Source organism: Bradyrhizobium sp. B039, from assembly GCF_038965675.1.
In the GTDB taxonomy this organism is placed as follows: Bacteria; Pseudomonadota; Alphaproteobacteria; order Rhizobiales; family Xanthobacteraceae; genus Bradyrhizobium; species Bradyrhizobium diazoefficiens.
In genome coordinates this window covers 4871181-4888070 of record NZ_CP152416.1, presented here as the reverse complement: position 1 = coordinate 4888070, position 16890 = coordinate 4871181, and the positions used below count along the sequence as shown (strand labels likewise).

Genomic DNA, 16890 nt, shown 5'->3' with positions numbered 1-16890 from the left:
AGGCCGGGCCTAATTCGCTCCACCGGCAGCGATCGGCTCCATGCCGCTCGCAATGATCGTGTCGCGGGCAGCGGGGGAGGCGAGGAACTTGATCAAGGCCCGGCCAGCCTCGGGCTCCTTTGAAACGGTCGCGATGCCGGCTGAGAAGATCGTGATCTTCTGCAATTCGCTCGGCAGCGGTCCGACGATATCGATGCCCTTCACCGGCTTCAGTTCGCTGATCTGCTGAAAGCCCAGTTCGGCCTCGCCATGCGCGACGATCTCGCCGACCGGCGTGGCCGGAATCTTGCGCGCCTTGTCCTTCATGACATCGGCAATGCCAAGCTTGTCGAACATCTCGGTCGAGACGTAGACGCCGCTGGCGCTGTCCGAATAGGCGATCGTCTTCGCCGCCAGCAGCGCACGCTTGACGGCTTCCACCGAGCTGATGTCCGGCTTCGGCGCGCCCGACTTGACGGCAATCCCGATCGGCGATCTGGTCAGATCGACCTGACTGCCGGCAACGACCTTGCCCTTGCTGGCGAGGTCGTTGAGGGCATAGCCCACCATGATCAGGACATCGGCCGGCTCGCCCCGCTCCAGCCGGACCGGGATCGCATTGGTGGTGGTGCCCATCGAAGGCCCGAACGCGGTCAGCACCTTGTTCCCGGTGGCTTTCTCGAACTCCGGCACGAGCGCCTGATAGGCCGCTGTCAGACCGCCGGAAATCATCACCCGGACCTCGGCCGCGTCGGACGCGCCGGTCAGCCACAGGACGCTCAGAAGGCCCAAGGAAAGGTTCAGGACAAGGCCGCGAAATTTGTCAGATGTCGATTTCATCGTCGTTGGTCTCCAGCTAGCCCCGCCCGCGATAGGGCGCGACGCCTTGCTCCGGCACCCACAGGCCCTTCGGCACGCGGCCGGTCTGCCAGAACACGTCGATCGGGATGCCGCCGCGCGGATACCAGTAGCCGCCGATGCGGAGCCATTTCGGTTTGATCTCCGAGGCGATGCGCTTGCCGATCATCACGGTGCAATCCTCGTGGAAGGCGCCGTGATTGCGGAAGCTCGCGATGTAGAGTTTCAGCGATTTCGACTCCAGCAGCCATGGGCCGGGTGCGTAGTCGATCATCAGATGCGCGAAATCCGGTTGTCCTGTGACCGGGCACAGCGAGGTGAATTCCGGCACGGTGAAGCGCACCAGATAGTCGGTGCCCTTTTGCGGATTGGGCACGCGGTCGAGCTGGGCTTCTTCCGGTGTGTGCGGCCATTCGACCGCGCGGCCGAGCTGGAGGGATTTTTTCGCCATCGTCGTCACATCCTTTTGCGGATGCCGGGATGGACGCAATTGAAGCTGCCGTCAACCGGTCGCGATTGTCTGGATCATGACGATGCGGTCGTTGCCGGACTCGCAGCCCCAGAGCTCGCCCGGCCTGCCGTCGAGCTGGCGGACATTGGCATTCGGCTTGTCGCTGGCGAAGACGTTGAATTTTTCGGTCATGGGATCGAAGCGGACGATGGCATTGGCGGAAAAATCGGTCAGCCAGACCTTGTCCTTGTCGTCGACATAGACGGCGTAGGTGCGGGGACGATCTCCCGGCAGCTTCCAGGTCTTCCAGGAACCGTCAGCGGGATCGTGCACCGAGACATGGCCGCTGTTCCATTCGCTGACCCAGATCCGGCTCTTCGAATCCGACCAGACGCGCCGCGATCCCTGGTTCGGCGTTGGCGGCTCGACCACATTGGCGTTGCCGGTCGCAAGATCGATCTTCGCGATATAGCTGCCGGCGAGCGAGGCGTACCAGACGTCGCCCTTGGGCGTCACGGTGATGCCGTAGGGGCCGACGCCCTTGGGCGCCCGGAACACGTCCATCTCGCCAGACTTCGGCTTGAGCCGGCCGTAATAGCCGGACTGTCCGGTGAACCAGTAGGTGCCGTCCTTGTCGAACACGCCGGTATTGAGATTGGCGGAGGCGAATTTCTCCGGCAGGCGGAACAGCGTGACCTTGAGATCGCCGGGATCGACCCGCGCGATCGCGTTCTGGCCGCCCTCGGTGATCCAGGGCGCGCCATCGGGACCGATCGTCACGCCGTGCGGCGCGGCGCCCTGGCCGAGGCTGACGGTCTTGAAGGTGCCATCCTTCGGATCGAGCCTGCCGAGCATGCCCTTGCCCTGCGCGGTGAACCAGATTGTGCCGTCGGGGGCTGGCGCGAGGTCGTGCAGGCCGATCCCGGCACTGACGGGGAAATATTTTGTCCGGAACGGGCCCTCCTGCGCAAAAGATGGGCGAACGGCGAGGAGGGCGGCGCTGGAAGCAAGAAACTGGCGGCGATTCATGGCGTTACCCCGACTGTCTAGGATTGAGGATGGACGCGCAGACCCAGTGTTCTCAAGCTTAGTCTTGGGGAATTCACGCGTCAGTCGAAGCTCGCCGTCCAAGCGTTCACATTTGCTTGCGCTCCGTGTAAGACCCGCGGCGAACCGATCAAACCTAACGAACGGAAGTGCAACATCATGACCGCCATCATTGACATCATCGGCCGCGAAATCCTCGACAGCCGTGGCAATCCCACCGTCGAGGTCGACGTCGTGCTGGAAGATGGCGCGCTCGGCCGCGCCGCGGTGCCATCAGGCGCCTCCACCGGCGCCCATGAGGCGGTGGAACTGCGCGACGGCGACAAGGCCCGTTATCTCGGCAAGGGCGTCACCAAGGCGGTCGGCGCCGTCAACGGCGAGATCTTCGAGGCCTTGAGCGGCCTCGATGTCGAGCAGCAGGCCCAGATCGACCAGATCATGATCGACCTCGACGGCACCCCGAACAAGAGCCGCCTTGGCGCCAATGCCATCCTCGGCGTGTCGCTCGCCTGCGCCAAGGCGGCTGCGAACTCGCTCGACATGCCGCTCTACCGTTACGTCGGCGGCACCTCGGCGCGGCTGTTGCCGGTGCCGATGATGAACATCATCAACGGCGGCGTGCATGCCGACAACCCGATCGACTTCCAGGAGTTCATGATCCTGCCCGTCGGCGCGTCGAGCTTTGCCGAGGGCCTGCGTTACGGCGCGGAGGTTTTCCACACGCTGAAGTCGGAGCTGAAGAAGGCCGGCCACAACACCAATGTCGGCGACGAAGGCGGCTTTGCCCCGAACCTGCCGTCGGCGGACGCCGCGCTCGAATTCGTCATGAACGCGATCGGCAAGGCCGGCTTCAAGGCGGGCAGTGACATCGTGATCGGCCTCGACTGCGCCTCGACCGAGTTCTTCAAGGACGGCAAGTACGTCTATGAAGGCGAGGGCAAGACCCGTTCGATCTCCGAGCAGGCCAAGTACCTTGCCGACCTCGTTGCGCGCTATCCGATCGTGACCATCGAGGACGGCATGTCGGAAGACGACATGGACGGCTGGAAGGAGCTCACCGACCTCATCGGCAAGAAGTGCCAGCTCGTCGGCGACGATCTGTTCGTCACCAACGTCAAGCGCCTCGCCGAAGGCATCAAGGCGGGCCGGGCCAACTCGATCCTGATCAAGGTCAACCAGATCGGCACGCTGACCGAGACGCTCGCCGCCGTCGAAATGGCGCACAAGGCGGGCTACACCTCTGTGATGTCGCACCGCTCCGGCGAGACCGAGGATTCCACCATCGCCGACCTCGCCGTCGCCACCAACTGCGGTCAGATCAAGACCGGCTCCCTCGCGCGTTCCGACCGCACCGCCAAATACAACCAGCTCCTGCGCATCGAGCAGCAGCTCGGCAAGCAGGCGCTCTATGGCGGCAAGGCGGCACTGAAGGCGCTGGCGTAACGCGCCGCGTCGAGCCAATTCTCCGGCGTCACGTTAGCTTGATCGACGCTCAGTCGCATGCGCGTTGACGCCGGATGGTTGTCGTGATGTGCTCATACACCTTAAAGGTGAGGCTCTTTCTTTATTTCATTTTCTAGCAATTTGACGTTCCGCGCGCGTCAGGCGCGGAAGCGCCGGTGCTTTGCCTCGCCCAACGCGGAGCGCCAAAATGACCAGATTGCGAGCAACCCGAGCCGTCAGCACGGATGGAACCGTTACCGTTCAGGCCAGCGGTCAATTGATGGACGACTACGTCTACGCCACCGATCTGACCGGCGAGACGGATCTGACGGCGATACAACAGGCCGACGGCAGTTACAGCCTGCTTTACCTCGGAGCGACCGGCAACGTCATGTCGCTGCGCCGGGACCCTGGCAGCGATACGGGCTGGAGCGAGGAGGTGGTCGATGCCACCCAGCCGAGCCAGGCTGTCGGCGGCATCGATGCCAGCGGCAGGTTCACGGTCTTTGCCATCGGCTCGAATGCGGCGGCGCCCGATGTTTATGTCATGACGCGCCAGAGCGGGGGAAGCTGGAGCGCGCCGCAGCCGATCGCACCGGACGGCTCGGTGCCTGTATTCATGCAGGCCAGCAAGCTTGCGGCCTTTGCAATCGCGGGCAAGCTCGAACTGTTCGCGTTGCTCAGCCCCTCGCCGGGGTCCAACGGCCAGTCCAGCCTGTGGCGCATCGGCTGGGATGCTGCCGCTCCGAGCTGGCAGTACATCGCCGATACCGACCAGACCATCATCGAGAGCTGCACCGTCGCGGACATCGATTGTCTCTTGTTCGCGAACACCGCCGAGGCGACGCCCGTCGCGCTGGATCTGTTCACCGTGGCGGCTCCCTTCACGGCAACGGCAACATTGCTGGCGGCGAACATCGTATTCCGCTCGCTGGCCGTTGGTTCGCAGGCGGACAACAATTCGGCGGTGTTCATTGCCGATCCCGGTGACATGACCGATCGGCCGCAGATCCAGTATCTCGACGGTGGCAATCCGGACGCCGGCTTCGTGGTCGTGGATTCCACGATCAAGGCGACCGCGCTGGCGGTTGCGAGCGCCGGCGCCAATCCATTGGCGCTGTTTGCGCTCGATGACAGCGGCTCGCTGCAATTCATCGCGACGCCGCCGTCGGACACCAAATTCGACTTCTTCCTTCGCCTGAGGAACATCCTGACTGCGCGGGGGACGGAGGGCGATGCGGAGCTGGTTGGTTACGTGCCCACAAAGGGCCTGATGCGGATGTGGCAGAGTCCGCCGGACGATCCGGCTTCGCCTGACGGCAGCAAGGGCGGCTGGAATCAGGAGCCGATTCAGTATCCGCCGCTGACCCGCAAGCTCGTCGAGCAGAAGACCTATTCGACGACGCTGACTTTCTATGACGCGAAGGGTGTGACCCTTTCCAACGCCAAGGTCGCGCTGAAATCGACCGAGATCGTGAGCGCCTCGATCGCCGGGCAAGTCGTGACCCTTGGTCCGGCGCGGGCCCTGACGTTCACGACCGATGCGTCCGGCCGCCTGCGGGTCACGACGGAGACGCGGTCGCTGAATGCCGCGGGGCTGAGCGCCAGGCTGCCGGACCTGATGATGGACGGCGGCGATTTCGCGGTGACGCCCAATTATGATGTGCAGGAACGGCTGCGCAACATCACGACAGCCCAGGTCAAGCAGCTCGTGCCGAGCGAGTTCGCCGGCGATGCCGATCAAATCCGGCTGGCCGTCACGGAAGCGATGGCCAACATCCATGACGGGCCGGTCGCGTTGGTGCGGGCGCGCATCAATGCCAGGGACGACCTTCGGTTGCCGCTGCCGATGCGCGCGCAGCCCCGGCAGCCCTTCCGCTTCACCGTTGCCGGCGGGCGGGCCGTCTTCAAGACTCTCACCGATGCGGAGGCGGACGCCGCCATCGCCGAGATCGCGGCGTTGCGCACCAGTCCGGATTTTGGACTCCTCGACTTTTTCGAGGACGCGATCGAGGCGATCGGCAATGCGTTCGAGACCGCGGTCGATGCGGTGTACGACTACGTCATCAAGCCGATCGTCACCGGTTTCGAACTCGCCATCAACTGGGTGGCGGACAAGCTCAAGATCGCCTGGAACGGCATCGTCGACACCGTGGAAAGCGCGTTCCGCTTCGTGGAAACCGTCTTCAACGCGGTCAGGACGTTCTTCGTCGGGCTGTACAATTTCCTTGCCTGGCTGTTGAGCGATGCGCGCAAGGACATCTGGGCCACCAAGCGGAAGTTCGAGCGGATATTCAGCCAGGGTCTGGTTTCGCTCGCAGGCTTTGCCGCCGACGGCGGCAAGGTCAGTCACAGCTTCTTTGAGACCATGGAAGGTACCGTCAAGCAGGCCTTTGCGGGGATCGAGAAGGATCTCGGCAAGATCGATGCGGATGACGGGATGGATGCGCCGTCCGGCGTGAGCACGTTTCTCGAAATCATCGAGGACAGCGCAAGCGTCGCCAACTGGCTGATGGACAAGGTTTCGTTCGGCAGCCTCATCAGCCTTGGCATCAATATCCCGTCGGCGATGGTGCAGGATGCGATGGCTCTCATCTCGCGGGTCCAGTCGACATTCGCCACCGAGATCGCGAAGCTCATCCAGGCAAGCATGAAACGCTTGCGGGCGCTGGCAACCAGCACGTCGGAGTTCGGCAAGGTGCTGCTCGCCACGATCCTCGGCGAGGTGAAAGACCTGATCCTGGCCGTTCTGCGCGTCCTCGATGGACTGGTTCAATCCGTTTTGAACTTCTTCGCCAAGGATCTCGTCGCGCTCAACACCGCAGTGTTCGGCGCCTCCATCAATAACTTCGTCATTCAGGCGCTCTACGATCTGATCAACCCGGGGTCTTCGGAGGGGCTGACCGTCGTCGGCCTCGGCTCGTTGCTCTGCGCTTTCGTTGCGACCACGCTCTATCGCATCATCTTCGAGGATTCTCCGTTCTCGCTCGAACAAGCCGAGCAGGGCGTTGCGTCGAGCAAGAAGGAGATCGGCGTTCTGCTGATCCTGTCCGGCCTCGTTCAGGCGATGGTCTGGTGCGTCGCCGACGTCGGGCTCGATGTCGGATTGTTCGACAACCCGCCTGCCTGGCAAGCGCTGGCCGTCGTGATTCTCGGCCCGACCTTGATCCAGTTTCTCGCCTGGCCCGGAGGCCCGTTCGCAAGGCTTGCGTTCGACACGCCGGTCAACAAGGCCACCTCGGCGGCCTGGCTGTCCGGGTTCGGCAATATCGCGTTCAAGTTCTTGTGGGGTATCGCCCACAAGTTCAAGGATGGCCCGCGCGGCTCGTTCCCGGGATCTTGTGCACTGAGTGCCGGCGGCATCCTGTCCTTGGCGATGAATGCATGGATGCTCTTCGAGAAGGAAAGTGCGGGCACGGCGCGGGTGTCGGAATGGGTTGCCGGCGCCGCCGGGCCATTGTCGGCGATCGCAAAGCCGGCCAAGCACACGCTTGATCCGTTCGATGCCCGTATTCTCCTCGGCGTCATGGATATCGTCAGCGACGTCAGCGCCGGAATCGCCAAGATCGTCCACGGCAAGGAGATCATCGATTCGGAGCAAGGGACGACGCTGACTGCAAGGCGCGTCTCTTGGACTCGGCCTAGGTCACGGGCCGCGCGTCCGGAGGGACGCTCATACTGCTCGAATTTCGCAAACTGATTTTCACCCAGGCTGTTTCATCAGAGGATATTTTCATGCCCGCACTCTCGGATCCGACCTTGCAGACCAAAGGCAGGCTTACTGTCGGCCTCAACCTCGACAACAACGCATCGTACATCAGCAGCGGCGCGGTGAACGGACTGAAGGTGACGGCCGGAGCGCTTGCCTACGGGCCGCCCAACGAACCTCCGCCGCCGTGGAAGCCGGGCAAGCAATACTGGTCCGGAAACGGCACCGCGTTCGGCGCCCAGGGAATGGTCCCGACGACCTACGGCTACACTTACCAGGCCGGCATCTACCAGCCACTGTACATCAGCGACATGAGCAGCAATGCCGTGATGACCGGGAAGACCTATGTCTTCACGTTCTCGCTGGGAGCCGAATGGATTCAGCTCTACCTCAGGGTCACTGGCGGGCCCGACGGAGCTACGGTTTTGCCCGGCTTCGGACTTTGGAGCCTTGGCAGCAACCCGCACGCCTGGACCTACGTGACGCCAGAGGCCTTCACCGGCGAATGGATGATCGGGCTCCTCAGTCCGGCCTGCTTCAACATCGTGTGGCTTTCGGTTGAATATGCACCGCCCAAGGATTACGGCGGCGGTCTGCCGGAGGCGCGGCTGTGCTTCAAGGTATCCGGGCTGTCGCCGACCAATGCATTTGCGTATTCGACGGATGTCGATCTCGGCGGCCCCCGTCCGCTGGGGCAGGACATGCCGATCGGACTTCAGCATCTGCATCCGCGCAGCCAACCGCACATCCTGCAGCGCGAATCCGCCGTTCCCGTCGGCTAGGCTTCCTGTTCAATCAGTTGCTGCGCGGCGAGCCGGAACTTGGTAAGGAGGCCGCCTATCCGGGCGCGTCGCGCTGCAATGCCTGGGTCTGAGGCCATGAGTTGGTCGGGGGCCCAAGGCCTCGCTGACGCTCCTGCATCAAGTGGAGGATCGACATGAGCGATGGCGAAACCGGACTGCAACTGCGTTCGCTGATCAAGAAGAGCGGCGAGTTGGAAATCTCGCTTCTCGACGTGCCGACCCCCGAGCCCGCCGAGGACGAGGTGGTCGTCCGCGTCGAGGCGGCGCCGATCAACCCGTCCGATCTCGGTCTGCTCGTCGGCGCGGCCGACATGAGCACGGCGAAGCTCTCCGGCACAAGGCAGGCGCCCGTCATCACCGCGAAAGTGCCTGACGGTGCGATGCGCGCGATGGGCGCGCGGCTCGACCAATCCCTGCCGGTCGGCAACGAAGGTGCCGGCGTCGTCATCAAGACCGGCTCGTCGGATGCTGCAAAGGCGCTGATGGGCAAGACGGTCGCGATGATCGGCGGCGCCATGTACTCGCAATACCGGACCCTGAAGGCGAGGGACTGCCAGCCATTGCCTGACGGCACGACGGCGGCGGAGGGCGCGTCCTGGTTCGTCAATCCGCTCACCGCGCTCGGCATGACCGAGACGATGCGGCGCGAAGGCCACAAGGCGCTGGTGCATACCGCTGCCGCCTCCAATCTCGGGCAGATGCTGAACAAGATCTGCATCAAGGACGGCATTCCGCTCGTCAACATCGTGCGCAGCAAGGAGCAGGCGGAGATACTGAACAAGATCGGTGCCAAATACGTCGTCGATTCCAGCGTGCCGAGCTTCCTCGACGATCTCACGGCCGCGCTGGTCGAGACCGGCGCCACCATTGCCTTCGACGCCATCGGCGGCGGCAAGCTTGCCGGCGACATCCTCAACTGCATGGAAATCGCGATCAACAAGACCGCCAAGGAATACAGCCGCTACGGCTCCAGCGTGCACAAGCAGGTCTATGTCTACGGCGCGCTCGATATCCGTCCGATCGAACTGCCGCGTGGCTTCGGCATGGCCTGGGGCGTCGGCGGTTGGCTGCTGACCCCGTTCCTCCAGAAGATCGGTCCGGCCGACATCGGACGGCTGCGCCAGCGCGTCGTGAACGAATTGAAGACCACCTTCGCCAGCCACTACACCAAGGTGGTCTCGCTTCCCGAGGCGCTCGATCCCGCCAACATCGCGGTCTACGCCAAACGGGCCACCGGCGAAAAATTCCTCATCAACCCGAATAAGTCGTGACGAGCGATGGCGTCCAGGCCTGATCGAATTTATGCCTGAGCCGTGGGGCGAATAACGATCTCGCCGACGTCCACGCTATCCGGCTGCGCTATCGCGAAGGCCATCGCCTCCGCGATTGCGCTTGCCGGAATGGCCATCGCCTTCATGCTTGCCTGCCCTTGCTCCCGCAACGCGGAATCCGTCATGGAGGACGGCAGTTCGGTGTCGACATAACCGGGTGAGATGGTCGTCACGCGAAGGGACGGGCCGACCTCCTGACGAAGTCCTTCGGAAATCGCCCTGACGGCATTCTTGGACCCCGCATAGACGGCCATTGTCGGAACGATCTTGAGGCCGGCGGTCGACAGGGTGTTGACGAAATGGCCGAAGCCCTGACGACGGAAGACGGGCAGGGCCGCGGCGATCCCGTAGAGCACGCCCTTCACGTTCACGTCGATCATGTCGTCCCAGTCGTCGACCCTCAGATCGTCCAGGAGCGAAATCGGGGCAATTCCCGCATTGTTGATCAGGACGTCCAGCTTCCCGTATCGGTCCGTTGCCAGTCCGACGAGCCCGGCGACATCCTCGCGTTGCCTGACGTCGGTGACGAGGTACGACGCCTTTCCGCCCTTTGACGCGATGCTCGCGGCCAGCATTTCCAGCCGGTCGGCGCGCCGTGCGCCGAGGACCACGATGGCGCCACGTTCCGCGAGATGCCGGGCGGCGGCTGCGCCTATTCCGCTGCTGGCGCCCGTGATAGCGATGACTTTGCCTGCGATGCCCGTCATAGATGTTCCATGCAATTCGTTGCGATGAACTTCGCATCGAAAGCGAGGATGATCTATGCTCGAAGTGCTCGAAAATCGTCGAGATCGGATCAGGCCTTGGACACACCCCCAGATAGGCACGAGACCTCGGGTAACACCTCGGACCCGCTGTCTCAGGTCTTCTCGCTCCTGAACGTTCGCGCTGCGCGTTGCACGAGGTTCGAGGCGGGCGGCAATTGGTCGTATCGGTTTCCGGCCAAACCCGCCCTGAAGTTCGGCGCGGTCATCCGAGGTGATTGCTGGATCGATTTCGGTGACGAAGCCCATCATCGGCTTGTCACCGGCGACTGCTTTCTTCTGGCCAATGCACCAGCCTATGTTCTGGCCAACGACCAACGCCTTGTTCCCGAAGACGGTATAGCGGCGTCCGATTGGACGCAGTCGGATGTCGCGCGTCACGCGGGCAGCGATACCGTTCTGCTTGCCGGCAGTTTCGGTTTCGAAGCGTCGGACGCCGGATTGCTGCTCGATGCGCTTCCTCGCTTTCTGCTCATACCGTCGCGCAGCCCGTCGGCCCCCATCATTCATTCCACGCTTGGGATTCTCGACCTTGAAATCAGGGGGACGGGAATCGGAGCGGCCGTACTCACCGACAGGCTTGCCGACGTCCTGCTCGTCCAGGTGCTCCGCGCGGCGCTGGATCAGAGTGCCGGCGAGGGTTTTGGATGGATCAACGCGCTGGTCGATGCCAGGATCGGCAAGGCTATCAGGCTGATGCACGAAAACGCCGCTCACCCCTGGACCCTGGAAGCATTGGCCGACGCGATCGCCATGTCGCGATCCGCGTTTTCTAAGCGGTTTAAGTCGCTGGTGGGGCAGGCGCCGCTCGACTACCTTCTTCGATGGCGCATGCGGCTTGCACGCGATCAGCTACGACGTGGAGCGACCGTTTCGGCAACCGCCGCACAGCTGGGATACTCGTCGGAGAGCGCGTTCGGACATGCCTTCAAGCGAGTCTACGGCCACGCACCGAAGCGATACTGGCGCGGACAGGCCGCGGGCGAAAAATTCCCCAACGCCCCAAATAAATTATCGTGATCTGCGACGGCACCTCACCGAAGGAAGGTCTTGCCTTCTGAGCGAAGCGGGGGATTATTCCGCCGCTATTGAAAGCGGGACAACCGCAAGCAAAGAAGGGGACACTTCCATGACTGATCTGAATCGCCGCCACTTGCTGGCGGGCGCGGCCGCTGTGGGCGCGGCTGCCGTTACCGGGCTCGGACCGATCACTGCTCGTGCCTCAGTGCCGCCAAGCGGGACGCAGGCGCCGGGCTTCTACCGCTACAAGGTCGGCAGCCTTGAGTGTACCTCGATCAACGACGGCGCGCGCACCTTCCCGATGCCGGACAAGTTCGTCGTCAACGCGCCCAAGGACGAGGCGCTCGCGGCCGGCGAGGCGGCCTACATGCCGAAGGGTATGGTCACGGTGCCGTTCAACCCGCAGCTCATCAACACCGGCTCCAAGCTCGTCCTGATCGATGCCGGCAACGGCGCCGCCAATCTCGAGCCCAGCAAGGGTGCGGTCGGCCGCACCCTGCAAAACCTCGCGGCCGCCGGCGTCGATCCCAAGAGCATCGACGTCGTGCTGCTCTCGCATCTGCATCCCGACCACACCAACGGCATTCGGCTCGCCGACGGCGCGCTCGCGTTCCCGAATGCGGAGATCATGGTGCCGGGCAAGGACTGGGAGTTCTGGACCAGCGAGGACAACGCCGCCAAGGCCGAGTCCAACGCGATGATGAAGAACTACTTCGCCAACGTGAAGAAGACCTTCGCCGGCCTCGAATCCAAGGTCACCAAGTACGAGTGGGGCAAGGAGGTCGCGCCCGGCATCACATCGATCGCGACGCCCGGCCATACGCCCGGCCACACCTCGTTTGCGGTTGCATCCGGCGATGCCAAGGTGCTGATCCAGTCCGATGTCACCAACATTCCGGAGTTCTTCCTGCGCAATCCGGACTGGCACGTGGTGTTCGACACCGATGCCGCGTTGGCGCAGCAGACGCGCCACAAATTCTACGACATGGCGGCGGCCGAGAAGGCGACCGTGATCGGCTTCCACTTCACCTTCCCCTCGGTCGGCCATGTCGAGAAGGACGGCGCCAAATATCGCCTGATCCCGTCGGCCTGGAATCCGACGATCTGATCGGGCTGGACGTTTGTGCGAAAGATCGGGCCGCCGCTTGGCGGCCTGATTGTTTTGGACGACGGTTTCAGAAACTCAATGTTTCCAAATCGGACCGGTTCATGCACTTGCATCCATTGGTCCGGATCGCTTAAGTGCCGCCCGGCACTCCCGCTCAAGTTCTGAGGACACTCCATGGCCTACAATATCGTCGTGATCGCCGGCAGCCTGCGCAAGGACAGTTTTTCGCTGAAGATCGCCAATGCGCTCGCGAAGCTCGCGCCGGCCTCTCTCAAGCTCGAGGTCATCACGCCGGCGGGCATCTCCTTTTTCAACCAGGACCTCGAGAGCGCGCCGCCCGCGGACTGGCTGGCCTTCCGCGAAAAGCTCCAGAAATCGGACGGTGTCCTGTTCGTCACCCCGGAATACAATCGCGCCATCCCGGGCGTCCTCAAGAATGCCATCGACGTCGCCTCGCGCCCCTATGGCAAGAGCTCGTTCAACGGCAAGCCGGTCGGCATCATCTCGAACTCGCCGGGCCCGCTCGGCGGCGTCAGCGCGGCCAAGACGCTCCAGAACATCCTGCCGGGCATTGCCGGCCCGATCATGCAGCAGCCCGAGACCTACCTGAACGCGGTTGGCGACGCCTTCGATGCAGAGGGTAACCTCGCCAAGGACGCGCTCAAGACCGTGCTCCAGGCCTATATCGACGCCTTCGCCGCCCACGTGGCCAAGCATCACGGCTGAGGCTGAACAACCTTGTCATTCCGGGGGCGGCTCGAAGAGCCGAACCCGGAATCTCGAGATTCCGGGTTCGATGCTGCGCATCGCCCCGGAATGACAGTTTGCCAAGATTAGCGCTCCCTTAACCAAGCTGCCCCATCTTCCCAAGATGGTCTCCCGCGCGCGCCTCAAATCGATCCTGACCGGTCTTGCCCTCTATGCGATGGCGGCTGCCATCGTCGGCTATTTCGGCGTCAACGCCTATACCGGCAAATACGGCCTCAACGCCCGCCAGGAACTCGACCAGGAGATCATCGCGCTGACGAGCGAGCTGGCCCAGCTCAAGCGCGAGCGCGCCAGGAGCGAGCAGCGCGTCTCGCTGCTGCGTTCGGCGAGGATCGATCCCGACATGCTGGACGAGCGAGCACGCTTCCAGCTCGACTACGTCAATCCGCGCGATCTCGTTCGGATGATCCCGCCGAACTAGCGCTTGCGCAGGTTTCGAAACCGGTATCGAAAGCCGGCGCCGGGTCCGACCGCCTCCTGCAAAGGTCGCAAGACCGCAGTCGTCTTGCCGCCTTGACGGAGCAGCGCGGGCGGGGGCATGGCTTGTGCGGCGCACTGCTCCCAAGGATTGACAGAGATCAATCAGGCCGCGCCGGCACGCCGTAGATTGCCACCCGGAGGAAACGGTGATGAATGGGTCAATGCCCCAGCATCACGCGGCTCGTGTCGAAGCCGCTATTGCATCAGGCCAGGCGGCTCGCTCCGCGCTCGTGGCCTCCTGGCGCCGTTCGTCCCGACTGCATCATCTCGACCCCTCCGGCCGGGGCCTGCCCCAGCGGCTGACCGACGCGGAACTCCGCGAGGCGCGCGAGCGGATCGCACCGCTGCTCGCCGCTGCACGAGGCGCGATGGACCGGCTCTACCAGGCGGTTGGCGCGGCCGGCTGCTGCGTGCTGCTGGCCGACGGCGAGGGGGTACCGGTGGATCGTCGCGGCACGCCGGCGGACGACACCACCTTCCAATCCTGGGGTCTGTGGACCGGCGCGCTCTGGAGCGAGGAGCGCGAGGGCACCAATGGCATCGGCACCTGCGTCGTCGAGCAGCGGCCGCTGACGATCGACCGCGACCAGCACTTCTTCACGCGCAACACGCTGTTGAGCTGCACCGCCGTACCGATCTACGACCACGAGGCGGCGTTTGCCGGCGTGCTCGACGTCTCCTCCTGCCGCGCCGACCGGACCGATGCGTTTTCCAATCTGATCGCGCTCGCGGCAGGCGAGGCGGCAAAGCGCATCGAGGCCGACTTGTTCCGCCGGGCTTTCGCCCATGCCCGCATCGTGCTGACGCCGGCTGCGGACGGACAGTGCGGGGGCCTCGTTGCGGTCGATGCGGACGATCTCGTGGTCGGCGCGACACGCTCCGCCCGGGTGGGACTTGGGCTCGCGCCAGGCCGGGCGTTGCGGCCAGTGCCCGCGGCCGATCTTCTCGGCGGCGATACGGCGCGCGACCACCTCGCCGGCGGTCAGCGCGCGGTGGTGCAGCGGGCGCTGCTCCGCGCGGGCGGCAATGTTTCGGCGGCCGCCAAAGCCCTCGGCGTCAGCCGCGCAACCCTGCACAGGAAGCTCAAGCGGTTCGAGCTGAACCACTGAGGGCCACTGTCCTTTCAGCCGTCATTGCGAGCGTAGCGAAGCAATCCAGAATCTTTCCGCGGAGGGACTCTGGATTGCTTCGCTGCGCTCGCAGTGACGATGTGGAAGCCGCGAGCCCTCGATCTTGCACCTGCCTCACCCCGGACCTGTCGCAGAACTGCGACAGGTCCGCTCCGCCATCGCTCCTATCAGGGCTGACAGGAAACGCCTCCCGCATCATCGTCGGCGCAAGTCGCGACCAGCGACGAATTGCGCAAACAGCAAACATCGGGAGTGATCAATGAACAAGGTGGAATTCCTCAGCGTCACCAAAGTTCCCTTCGCCGAACGCTACGACAACTTCATCGGCGGCAAGTTCGTCGCGCCGATCTCGGGCAAATATTTCGACAATGCCTCGCCGGTGAACGGACAGATCGTCTGCAAGATCGCACGCTCCGACGCGCAGGACGTCGAAGCTGCGCTCGACGCGGCGCATGCCGCCAAGGCCGGCTGGGGGAGCACCAGCGTCGCCGAGCGCGCCGCGATCCTGAACAAGATCGCCGACCGCATGGAAGAGAATCTCGAGCGCCTCGCGATCGCCGAGACCTGGGACAACGGCAAGCCGATCCGCGAGACTCGCGCCGCCGACATCCCGCTCGCCATCGACCACTTCCGCTATTTCGCCGGCGTCGTCCGCGCCCAGGAAGGCTCGATCGGCGAGATCGACCACGATACTATCGCCTATCATTTCCACGAGCCGCTCGGTGTGGTCGGCCAGATCATCCCCTGGAACTTCCCGCTGCTGATGGCCTGCTGGAAACTCGCCCCGGCGCTTGCCGCCGGCAATTGCGTCGTGCTCAAGCCCGCCGAGCAGACCCCGGCCTCGATCATGGTCTGGGCCGAGGTCATCGGCGACCTGCTGCCGCCCGGCGTCCTCAACATCGTCAACGGCTTTGGCCTCGAAGCCGGCAAGCCGCTGGCCTCGAGCCCGCGCATCGCCAAGATCGCCTTCACCGGCGAGACCTCGACGGGCCGGCTGATCATGCAATATGCCAGCCAGAACCTGATCCCGGTCACGCTGGAGCTCGGCGGCAAGTCGCCGAACATCTTCTTCAAGGACGTCACCGCCGAGGACGACGACTTCTTCGACAAGGCGATCGAAGGCTTCGTCATGTTCGCGCTGAACCAGGGCGAGGTCTGCACCTGCCCGAGCCGGGCGCTGGTCCACGCCGACATCTATGACCGCTTCATGGAGCGGGCGCTGAAGCGCGTCGCCGCGATCAAGCAGGGCGACCCGCGTGCGGCCGACACCATGATCGGTGCACAGGCCTCGGGTGAGCAGCTCGCCAAGATCCTCTCCTATATCGACATCGGCAAGCAGGAGGGCGCCAAGGTGCTGGCCGGCGGCGGTCGTGCCGAGCTCGGCGGCGATCTTTCCGGCGGCTTCTACGTCCAGCCGACCGTGTTCGAAGGCCACAACAAGATGCGAATCTTCCAGGAGGAGATCTTTGGTCCCGTCGTCTCGGTCACGACCTTCAAGACCGACGACGAAGCGCTCGCGATCGCCAACGACACGCTCTACGGTCTCGGCGCCGGTGTCTGGAGCCGCGATGCCAACCGCTGCTACCGCTTCGGCCGGGCGATCCAGGCCGGCCGGGTCTGGACCAATTGCTACCATGCCTATCCCGCGCATGCGGCGTTCGGCGGCTACAAGCAGTCGGGCGTCGGTCGCGAGACCCACAAGATGATGCTCGATCACTACCAGCAGACCAAGAATCTCCTGGTCAGCTACAGCCCGAAGAAGCTCGGCTTCTTCTGATCGGAACAGGAGCGGGCGGCGCCGTTTTGGCGCCGCTCGTTCCGCTAAACGGGACCTGGCCCGCACGGCGTTAGATTTGTTGCCTGATCTGCGTCAAAGATTTTCCAATATTTCGATCACGTTGCAGTGCGGCATAATGAATGTCGTGTCATGCCGCCGCGGTGCTTTCCAAGGGTGTTTGACTTGGGTTAGAGAGGACGAAAGTTTTCTCTGACCCGGAAT

The 16890-nt window shown here is 63.7% G+C and carries 14 protein-coding genes; 10 read left to right on the top strand and 4 right to left on the bottom strand.

The window, feature by feature from the left end; all coding sequences use genetic code 11:
* Positions 1-9: 9 nt before the first annotated feature.
* From AAFG50_RS22835 to AAFG50_RS22825, 3 genes are read right to left on the bottom strand one after another with little or no spacing between them, the layout of a single operon-like run.
* On the bottom strand, positions 10-819 hold the full coding sequence (locus tag AAFG50_RS22835; RefSeq protein WP_028171810.1) for a substrate-binding domain-containing protein: 810 nt from the start codon (positions 817-819) through the stop codon (positions 10-12).
* A gap of 16 nt (positions 820-835) precedes the next feature.
* Positions 836-1288 (bottom strand): preQ(1) synthase, encoded by a 453-nt coding sequence (gene queF / locus AAFG50_RS22830; protein ID WP_038967228.1) that lies wholly within the window; start codon positions 1286-1288, stop codon positions 836-838.
* A 51-nt stretch (positions 1289-1339) separates the two neighbouring features.
* Positions 1340-2317: a lyase gene (locus AAFG50_RS22825; RefSeq protein WP_028171811.1), complete on the bottom strand. Its 978-nt coding sequence runs from the start codon at positions 2315-2317 to the stop codon at positions 1340-1342.
* A gap of 177 nt (positions 2318-2494) precedes the next feature.
* On the opposite strand from AAFG50_RS22825, the gene eno reads away from it, so the two are divergent.
* The 4 genes from eno (at position 2495) to AAFG50_RS22805 (ending at position 9561) form a co-directional block, all read left to right on the top strand.
* Positions 2495-3778: a phosphopyruvate hydratase gene (eno, locus tag AAFG50_RS22820; RefSeq protein WP_011087562.1), complete on the top strand. Its 1284-nt coding sequence runs from the start codon at positions 2495-2497 to the stop codon at positions 3776-3778.
* A 208-nt stretch (positions 3779-3986) separates the two neighbouring features.
* On the top strand, positions 3987-7478 hold the full coding sequence (locus AAFG50_RS22815) for a hypothetical protein (RefSeq protein ID WP_231166489.1): 3492 nt from the start codon (positions 3987-3989) through the stop codon (positions 7476-7478).
* A gap of 35 nt (positions 7479-7513) precedes the next feature.
* Positions 7514-8269, top strand: a complete 756-nt coding sequence (locus AAFG50_RS22810; protein ID WP_011087560.1) for a hypothetical protein — start codon at positions 7514-7516, stop codon at positions 8267-8269.
* A gap of 155 nt (positions 8270-8424) precedes the next feature.
* Positions 8425-9561, top strand: a complete 1137-nt coding sequence (locus AAFG50_RS22805) for a zinc-binding dehydrogenase (RefSeq protein ID WP_028171812.1) — start codon at positions 8425-8427, stop codon at positions 9559-9561.
* Between the two features lie 29 nt (positions 9562-9590).
* On the opposite strand, the gene AAFG50_RS22800 is transcribed toward AAFG50_RS22805, so the two are convergent.
* Complete coding sequence (locus AAFG50_RS22800; RefSeq protein ID WP_011087558.1) at positions 9591-10328, bottom strand: SDR family oxidoreductase; 738 nt, start codon at positions 10326-10328, stop codon at positions 9591-9593.
* 96 nt (positions 10329-10424) lie between these two features.
* Between AAFG50_RS22800 and AAFG50_RS22795 the strand changes: the two genes are divergently transcribed.
* The 6 genes from AAFG50_RS22795 to adh all read left to right on the top strand — a co-directional run bounded on the left by AAFG50_RS22795 (position 10425) and on the right by adh (position 16668).
* Positions 10425-11405, top strand: a complete 981-nt coding sequence (locus AAFG50_RS22795) for an AraC family transcriptional regulator (RefSeq protein ID WP_028171813.1) — start codon at positions 10425-10427, stop codon at positions 11403-11405.
* Positions 11406-11514: 109 nt separating this feature from the next.
* Entirely contained in the window at positions 11515-12513 is a 999-nt protein-coding gene (locus tag AAFG50_RS22790) for an MBL fold metallo-hydrolase (RefSeq protein ID WP_028171814.1), read from the top strand.
* Between the two features lie 174 nt (positions 12514-12687).
* Positions 12688-13239 carry an NAD(P)H-dependent oxidoreductase gene (locus AAFG50_RS22785; RefSeq protein WP_028171815.1) on the top strand — a complete coding sequence of 184 codons (552 nt, stop codon included), beginning with the start codon at positions 12688-12690 and terminating at the stop codon, positions 13237-13239.
* A gap of 145 nt (positions 13240-13384) precedes the next feature.
* Entirely contained in the window at positions 13385-13702 is a 318-nt protein-coding gene (locus AAFG50_RS22780; RefSeq protein WP_011087554.1) for a septum formation initiator family protein, read from the top strand.
* Between the two features lie 208 nt (positions 13703-13910).
* Positions 13911-14870 (top strand): GAF domain-containing protein, encoded by a 960-nt coding sequence (locus AAFG50_RS22775; RefSeq protein WP_028171816.1) that lies wholly within the window; start codon positions 13911-13913, stop codon positions 14868-14870.
* A 280-nt stretch (positions 14871-15150) separates the two neighbouring features.
* Positions 15151-16668: an aldehyde dehydrogenase gene (gene adh / locus AAFG50_RS22770; RefSeq protein ID WP_028171817.1), complete on the top strand. Its 1518-nt coding sequence runs from the start codon at positions 15151-15153 to the stop codon at positions 16666-16668.
* Positions 16669-16890: the final 222 nt, after the last annotated feature.

Coding starts and splice junctions, on each gene's coding strand:
- AAFG50_RS22800 (WP_011087558.1), bottom strand. CDS start 10,328: ATGACGGGCATCGCAGGCAAAGTCATCGCTATCACGGGCGCCAGCAGC.
- AAFG50_RS22790 (WP_028171814.1), top strand. CDS start 11,515: ATGACTGATCTGAATCGCCGCCACTTGCTGGCGGGCGCGGCCGCTGTG.
- AAFG50_RS22780 (WP_011087554.1), top strand. CDS start 13,385: ATGGTCTCCCGCGCGCGCCTCAAATCGATCCTGACCGGTCTTGCCCTC.
- AAFG50_RS22815 (WP_231166489.1), top strand. CDS start 3,987: ATGACCAGATTGCGAGCAACCCGAGCCGTCAGCACGGATGGAACCGTT.
- adh (WP_028171817.1), top strand. CDS start 15,151: ATGAACAAGGTGGAATTCCTCAGCGTCACCAAAGTTCCCTTCGCCGAA.
- AAFG50_RS22835 (WP_028171810.1), bottom strand. CDS start 819: ATGAAATCGACATCTGACAAATTTCGCGGCCTTGTCCTGAACCTTTCC.
- AAFG50_RS22810 (WP_011087560.1), top strand. CDS start 7,514: ATGCCCGCACTCTCGGATCCGACCTTGCAGACCAAAGGCAGGCTTACT.
- AAFG50_RS22825 (WP_028171811.1), bottom strand. CDS start 2,317: ATGAATCGCCGCCAGTTTCTTGCTTCCAGCGCCGCCCTCCTCGCCGTT.
- queF (WP_038967228.1), bottom strand. CDS start 1,288: ATGGCGAAAAAATCCCTCCAGCTCGGCCGCGCGGTCGAATGGCCGCAC.
- AAFG50_RS22785 (WP_028171815.1), top strand. CDS start 12,688: ATGGCCTACAATATCGTCGTGATCGCCGGCAGCCTGCGCAAGGACAGT.
- AAFG50_RS22805 (WP_028171812.1), top strand. CDS start 8,425: ATGAGCGATGGCGAAACCGGACTGCAACTGCGTTCGCTGATCAAGAAG.
- eno (WP_011087562.1), top strand. CDS start 2,495: ATGACCGCCATCATTGACATCATCGGCCGCGAAATCCTCGACAGCCGT.
- AAFG50_RS22775 (WP_028171816.1), top strand. CDS start 13,911: ATGAATGGGTCAATGCCCCAGCATCACGCGGCTCGTGTCGAAGCCGCT.